The organism is Streptomyces sp. NPDC002004, from assembly GCF_053593975.1.
On sequence record NZ_JBSFDP010000016.1, the window covers coordinates 144059 to 150239 of the forward strand.

4 protein-coding genes are annotated in these 6181 nt (G+C 73.5%); 3 read left to right on the top strand and 1 reads right to left on the bottom strand.

Annotation, left to right across the window (positions count from 1 at the left end):
* The 3 genes from ACWCP6_RS23525 (at position 1) to ACWCP6_RS23535 (ending at position 2143) form a co-directional block, all read left to right on the top strand.
* Positions 1-606, top strand: a complete 606-nt coding sequence (locus ACWCP6_RS23525; RefSeq protein WP_450934474.1) for a TetR/AcrR family transcriptional regulator — start codon at positions 1-3, stop codon at positions 604-606.
* Between the two features lie 203 nt (positions 607-809).
* Positions 810-1643, top strand: coding sequence for an SDR family NAD(P)-dependent oxidoreductase (locus ACWCP6_RS23530; protein ID WP_450934475.1), 834 nt, complete (start codon positions 810-812; stop codon positions 1641-1643).
* Positions 1644-1771: 128 nt separating this feature from the next.
* Entirely contained in the window at positions 1772-2143 is a 372-nt protein-coding gene (locus tag ACWCP6_RS23535) for a MerR family transcriptional regulator (protein WP_450934476.1), read from the top strand.
* Positions 2144-2223: 80 nt separating this feature from the next.
* Here the strand turns inward: ACWCP6_RS23535 and mfd are convergent, their stop codons facing one another.
* On the bottom strand, positions 2224-5763 hold the full coding sequence (gene mfd / locus ACWCP6_RS23540) for a transcription-repair coupling factor (RefSeq protein ID WP_450934477.1): 3540 nt from the start codon (positions 5761-5763) through the stop codon (positions 2224-2226).
* Positions 5764-6181 lie beyond the last annotated feature (418 nt).

The following is a 6181-nucleotide window of genomic DNA, read 5'->3' on the forward strand; positions in this document are numbered from 1 at the left end:
ATGACCAGCTCGCGCGCCGGTTCCGGCGACCGCCCTCCCGCCTCGCGCCCGTACCACCACGGCGACCTGCGCCGCGCCGTCGTCGCGGCCGCGCTGGACGTCATCGCCGTCGACGGGCCCGGCGCGCTGAGTCTGCGCGACCTCGCCCGGCGCGCGGGTGTCTCGCACGCCGCCCCGGCCCACCACTTCAAGGACCGCACGGGGCTGCTCACCGTCATCGCCGCCGAGGGGTACGCACTGCTGGCCGCCGCGCTCAGGGAGGCGGCGGACCTGCGCGAGGCGGGCGTCCGCTACGTGCGCTTCGCCCGCGAACACCCGGCGCACTTCCAGGTGATGTTCGCGCCCGAGCTGCTCCGGGCGGACGACGTCGAGCTCACCACCGCCCGGACGCTCGCCGCCGAGCGGCTGCGCTCCGCCGTGAGCGAGGTCCCCACGGCCGGCCGCGGCAGCGACGACCGGCTCGCCGGGGTCGCCGCCTGGTCCCTGGCGCACGGCTTCGCCACGCTGCTGCTGAGCCACAACCTGGACGGCCGCCTCGCGGACCGGGACCCCGAGGCGGCGTTCCTCGACCTCACGCGGATGCTGTTCAGGGCGCCGGAGGGGTGACCGCGGAGGGGCGGCGACGCACCGAGGGAGCCTGCGGACCCACCGGGGCCGAGCGGACGCGAGACAACGGGCCGACCCCCGGCGGCCCCCGCTCGATGCGCGACACGCACCTGCCCCGCACACCGTCCGGTCCGACGCGCAACATCGGCTCGCCTCGGCCCACTTGACCTTGACGCAGGCGGCAGGGTCGCACCATCCCGTGCATGGACAGCACCAGCACCGCATCCGTGTCACAGGACCACCACGACGGCCGGGTCGTCGTCGTCACCGGCGCCGGGACGGGCATCGGCCGGGCCACGGCCCGCGCGTTCGCCGCGCGGGGAGCACACGTCATCGCCGTCGGACGCAGGCCGGACCCGCTCGCCGGGACGACGGACGCATACGCCGGAAGCCGTACGCCGTACGCCGGGGCAGACACCCCGCACTCCGGAGCGAACGGCACCATCACCCCGCTCGTCGCCGACGTCACCGCCGACGACGGCCCCCGGCGCGTCGTCGACGCGGCCCTCGACCGGTTCGGGCGACTGGACGTGCTCGTCAACAACGCTGGCATCGTCCGGGGCGGCGCCCTCGGCACCTACACACGGGAAGTCTTCGGCCCCGTGCTCGCGACCAATCTGATCGCCCCCGCGCTGCTCGCCCAGGCCGCGCTGCCGGCGCTGGCCGAGAGCAGCGGCGTGATCGTCAACGTCAGCACGACGGTCGGGCAGCGCGCCTGGCCCGGCAGCGCCGTGTACGCGGCGAGCAAGGCCGCGCTCGACGTGTTCACCCGCAGCTGGGCCGTGGAGCTGGCGCCACGCGGCATCCGGGTCGTCGCGGTCGCCCCCGGCGCCGTGGACACGCCCATCGGCGAGCACATGGGTCTCTCACCGGAGCGGCAGGCTGCGCTGCGGACGTGGCAGCTCGCGCACACGCCGCTCGGACGGATCGGGGAGCCGGACGACGTGGCGTGGACGATCGTGCACCTCACCTCCGGCGAGGCCTCGTTCGTCACCGGTGTGGTCCTCGCGGTGGACGGCGGGGCGCTGGTCGCGTGAAGATCGTGGCGGCGCCGGGATCCGGCGAGTCCCGCGGACATGACCGGTCCGGGCGCGCACCGGGGTCCGTCGGACTCGCCGCGCGTCCCGGACATCCGGGGGCGGACGACAGGACGGGGGAGGCGGGCATGCGCATCGGGGAGCTGGCCGAGGCGACCGGGGTGAGCCCGCGCGCCCTGCGCCACTACGAGCAGGCGGACCTGATCACCGCCGAACGCGCCGCCAACGGCTACCGGGAGTTCGGCGCGTCGGCCGTCGTCCGGGTCCGCAACATCCGCCGTCTGCTGGACGCGGGCCTCACCCTCGACGACGTCCGCGTGTTCCTGCCCTGCCTCGACGGGGACGTCGCCGCCGGTGCGCCGACCGACCGCACCCTGCGCGTGGCGTTGGAACGGCTCGCCGTCATCGACGCGCGCATCGCCGCACAGATCTCCGTGCGCGACCGGCTCGCCGCCTCGATCGCCGAGACCACCGGGGGACGCATCCGCCCGGTGGCCTGAGCCGTCCCCGGAGGGACCACGCCCCCGCGGCCCTCACCGTCCCGGTCGACCTCGCCGGCACCTCGCAGCCACGGTCGCCGTCACGATCCCAGCACCGTGGTGAGGAACTCCCCCGTCCAGGAGAGCAGTTCGCGTCCCGTCACCGGCTTGCCGCCCACCTTCGCCGTCTTCGGGCGCGGCACCAGAACCTGGTGGGTCGCCGGCTTGATGACGGAGCCCGCGTACAGCCGCTTGAGGCGCAGCTCCTGCGACTCGCGCAACTCCACCGGGGCGAAACGGATGTTGTTGCCCTGGAGGACGATCTCACCGACGCCGCACGCGCGCGAGAGCATCCGCAGACCGGCCACGAGCAGCAGGTTCTCGACGGGCTCCGGCAGCTTGCCGTAGCGGTCGGTGAGCTCCTCGCGCACCGACCTGATGTCGTCCTCCGAGTTCGCCGAGGCGATGGCGCGGTACGCCTGCAGGCGCAGCCGCTCGCCGGGCGCGTAGTCGTGCGGGACGTGCGCGTCGACCGGCAGCTCGATCTTGACCTCCAGCGGCGGCTCCTCCTCGGCCCCGCCCTCCAGCGACGCCCGGTAGTCCGCGACGGCCTCGCCGACCATGCGCACGTACAGGTCGAAGCCAACGCCCGCGATATGGCCGGACTGTTCGCCGCCGAGGAGGTTGCCCGCGCCCCGGATCTCCAGGTCCTTCATCGCCACGTACATGCCCGCGCCCATCTCGGTGTGCTGAGCGATGGTGGCGAGGCGTTCGTGGGCGGTCTCCGTGAGCGGCTTCTCCGGGGGGTAGAGGAAGTAGGCGTAGCCGCGCTCCCGGCCCCGGCCGACGCGGCCGCGCAGCTGATGGAGCTGGCTGAGGCCGAAGTTGTCGCCGCGCTCGACGATGAGCGTGTTGGCGTTGGAGATGTCGATGCCGGACTCGACGATCGTCGTGGAGACGAGGACGTCGAACTTCTTCTCCCAGAAGTCGACGACGACCTGCTCGAGTGCCGTCTCGGACATCTGCCCGTGCGCGGTCGCGATCCGCGCCTCGGGCACGATCTCGCGCAGCCGCGCCGCCGCCCGGTCGATGGACTCGACGCGGTTGTGGATGTAGAAGACCTGGCCCTCGCGCAGGAGTTCACGGCGGATGGCGGCGCCGATCTGCTTCTCCTCGTACGGGCCGACGAAGGTGAGGACCGGGTGGCGCTCCTCCGGGGGCGTGGTGATCGTGGACATCTCACGGATGCCGGTCACGGCCATTTCGAGCGTACGGGGGATGGGCGTCGCGGACATGGTGAGGACGTCGACGTTGGCACGGAGCTTCTTCAGCTGCTCCTTGTGCTCGACGCCGAACCGCTGCTCCTCGTCGACGATGACGAGGCCCAGGTCCTTGAACTTGGTCTCCGACGAGAACAGGCGGTGCGTGCCGATGACGACGTCGACCGAGCCCTCCCGCAGTCCCTCCAGGACCGCCTTCGCCTCGGTGTCGGTCTGGAAGCGCGACAGGGCGCGCACGTTCACGGGGAACTGCGCGTACCGCTCGCCGAACGTGCCGAAGTGCTGCTGCACGAGCAGGGTGGTGGGCACCAGCACCGCCACCTGCTTGCCGTCCTGGACCGCCTTGAAGGCGGCGCGCACCGCGATCTCCGTCTTGCCGTAGCCGACGTCACCGCAGATCAGACGGTCCATGGGGACCGACTTCTCCATGTCCTCCTTGACCTCGGCGATGGTGGTCAGCTGGTCGGGCGTCTCCGCGTAGGGGAAGGCGTCCTCCAGCTCCCGCTGCCAGGGGGTGTCGGCACCGAAGGTGTGGCCGGGCGCCGCCATCCGCGCGCTGTACAGCTTGATCAGGTCGGCGGCGATCTCCTTGACCGCCTTCTTCGCCCGCGCCTTCGTCTTGGTCCAGTCGGCGCCGCCGAGGCGGTGCAGGGTGGGGGCCTCGCCGCCCACGTACTTGGTGATCTGCTCCAGCTGGTCCGTGGGGATGTAGAGGCGGTCGCCGGGCTGGCCGCGCTTGGCGGGGGCGTACTCCACGACGAGGTACTCGCGGGTGGCGCCCTGGACGGTGCGCTGCACCATCTCGATGTAGCGGCCGACGCCGTGCTGTTCGTGGACGATGTAGTCGCCCGCCTCCAGGGTCAGCGGGTCGATGGTCTTGCGGCGGCGGGCGGGCATCCGCTGGCCGTCCCGGCCGGCCGCCTTCTGCCCGGACAGATCGGTCTCCGTCAGGACCGCCACCCTGAGCGCCGGGTCGACGAAGCCGTAGTCGATGGAGCCGCAGGAGACGTGGACGACGGACGGGGTGAGGCCGTCGAGGTCGGCGTCCAGGCGGGCGGCGATGCCCTCCCCGCCGAGCACCTCGACGGTGCGGCTGGCGGGGCCGTGCCCCTCGGTGACGTAGACCGTGCGCCAGCCGTCGGCGAGCCAGCCCTTGGTGTCGGCGAGCGCCCGGGCGGTGTCGCCGCGGTAGGTCTCGGGGGCGTGCATGCCCAGCTTGAGGGTGTCCGCCTCCTCCGGGGACAGGGCCTCGTCCGCGGCGAACGGGGACACCGACCACCACATCACGCCCAGCTCGCGGGCCCGGTCGCGGACGTCCGCGATGGACCACAGGGAGGCCGCGCCGACGTCGATGGGAGCCTCGCCCCCGCCCGCGGTCGCCGCCCAGGAGGCCTGGAGGAACTCCTGCGAGGTGGCGACGAGGTCGGCCGCACGGGTGCGCACCCGCTCCGGGTCGCAGACAACGGCCATGCTGCCCGCGGGGAGCACGTCGAGCAGCAGCTCCATGTCGTCGACGAGGACCGGGGCGAGGGACTCCATGCCCTCGACCGCGATGCCCTCGGCGATCCTGCCGAGGAGTTCGCCGAGCTCGGGGTGGCGCTCGGCGAGGTCGGCGGCGCGGGCGCGCACCTGGTCGGTGAGCAGGAGCTCACGGCAGGGCGGGGCCCACAGACCGTGTTCGGCGACTTCGAGGGAGCGCTGGTCGGCGACCTTGAAGTAGCGGATCTCCTCGACGTCGTCGCCCCAGAACTCAATGCGGAGCGGGTGCTCCTCGGTGGGCGGGAAGACGTCGAGGATGCCGCCGCGCACCGCGAATTCTCCGCGCTTCTCGACGAGTTCGACGCGCGAGTAGGCCGCCGCGGCGAGCGCGTGGACCACGTCCTCCAGGTCGGCCTGCCGTCCCGGGCGCAGGGCCACCGGCTCCAGGTCCCCGAGGCCCTTGACCTGGGGCTGGAGGACCGAGCGGATCGGGGCGACGACGACCGAGACCGGGCCGGTCTCGGGGTCGTCGGTGCTGGGGTGCGCGAGGCGGCGCAGAACGGCCAGGCGGCGGCCGACGGTGTCGGAGCGGGGGGAGAGCCGCTCGTGCGGGAGGGTTTCCCAGGAGGGGTAGTCGACGACGGTGTCCGGGGGCAGGAGGGACCGCAGCGCGGCGGCGAGGTCCTCGGCCTCCCGCCCGGTGGCCGTGACGGCCAGCACGGGTCGTCCGGTCTCGCGGGCCAGGGCCGCCACCGCGAAGGGGCGGGCCGCCGGGGGGCCGACCAGGTCGACGTGGTGGCGGTTGCCGTCTGCGGCGGCCCTCACCGCTTCGGCGAGTGCCGCGTCCTCGAGTACGGCGTCCAGCAGACCGTGCAGGCTCATGAAGGGGCTTCCATCCCGGCGAAGGCGAAGGCGGACAACGCGAACGGCCCGACACGTCTCACGGGCCGGGGGTCTCCAGCGTACGACGGCGCGGTGACGCTCACCCCTTCGCGTGATCGATACCGGACTGTCCGGGCGTGCGCATGGGCCCGTACCGCGTCATGTACGAGATCACCGGGACCACGGTCACGGTGATGGTGCTCCACCTCGGCCGCAGGGCATGACCAAGGGCCCGGCGCCCGGAAGCCTTGCTTCCAATGCGCCGGGCCCTCCCCCGTCGGCGGGGACCCGGTCCCCCGTGCCCCGCCCTGCCGGCGGGGGGGCGCCCGCCCCCCCCCCTCCCCGCCCCCCCCGGGCGCCCCCCGCCCCGGCGTAGACGCCGACGCGCCAGGCGGTGAGCGCGCCGAGCGAGTCGTCG

Excerpts from the sequence above, each read along its gene's own strand:
- ACWCP6_RS23535 (WP_450934476.1), top strand. The coding sequence starts at position 1,772 with ATGCGCATCGGGGAGCTGGCCGAGGCGACCGGGGTGAGCCCGCGCGCC.
- mfd (WP_450934477.1), bottom strand. The coding sequence starts at position 5,763 with ATGAGCCTGCACGGTCTGCTGGACGCCGTACTCGAGGACGCGGCACTC.
- ACWCP6_RS23530 (WP_450934475.1), top strand. The coding sequence starts at position 810 with ATGGACAGCACCAGCACCGCATCCGTGTCACAGGACCACCACGACGGC.
- ACWCP6_RS23525 (WP_450934474.1), top strand. The coding sequence starts at position 1 with ATGACCAGCTCGCGCGCCGGTTCCGGCGACCGCCCTCCCGCCTCGCGC.